The organism is Micromonospora sp. ATLC20 (assembly GCF_057196585.1).
On record NZ_JBXUOV010000433.1, the window covers coordinates 1 to 423 of the forward strand.

1 protein-coding gene is annotated in these 423 nt (G+C 72.6%); it reads left to right on the forward strand.

Annotation, left to right across the window (positions count from 1 at the left end; translation table 11 throughout):
• A partial coding sequence (locus tag AC2CHG_RS31780; RefSeq protein WP_484526248.1) for an SSI family serine proteinase inhibitor occupies positions 1 to 337 on the forward strand: 337 nt, incomplete at its 5' end.
• Positions 338 to 423: the final 86 nt, after the last annotated feature.

Here is a 423-nt window from a genome sequence, read left to right on the forward strand (position 1 = left end):
GGCCGCCTCCGCGCAGGCCGCGCCGCGCCCCGGCCCGGAGACCCCCTCGGTGCTGCTGCTCACCGTCGACGACGGCGCCGGCCCGCGCGCCACGGTGCTGACCTGCGGGCCCACCGGCGGCCTGCACCCCGACCCGATCACCGCCTGCCGGCTCGTCGCCCGCGTCGACGGCGACCTGGACGCGCTCGATGTGGACGGCGCACCCTGCACCTCGCAGTACGACCCGGTCGTCGCGCGTGCCGTGGGCATCTGGCAGACCCGCCCGATCTCCTACACCCGGACGTTCACCAACGCCTGCCTGATGCAGCGCACCACCGCCTCCCTCTTCACCTTCTGACAGTGATGATGTGGGAGCGGGTCACCCGGCCGGTCTGACTCACCCTCTGACTGACCGTGGTGTCTTCTAGGGGATTCGTCGGCTTG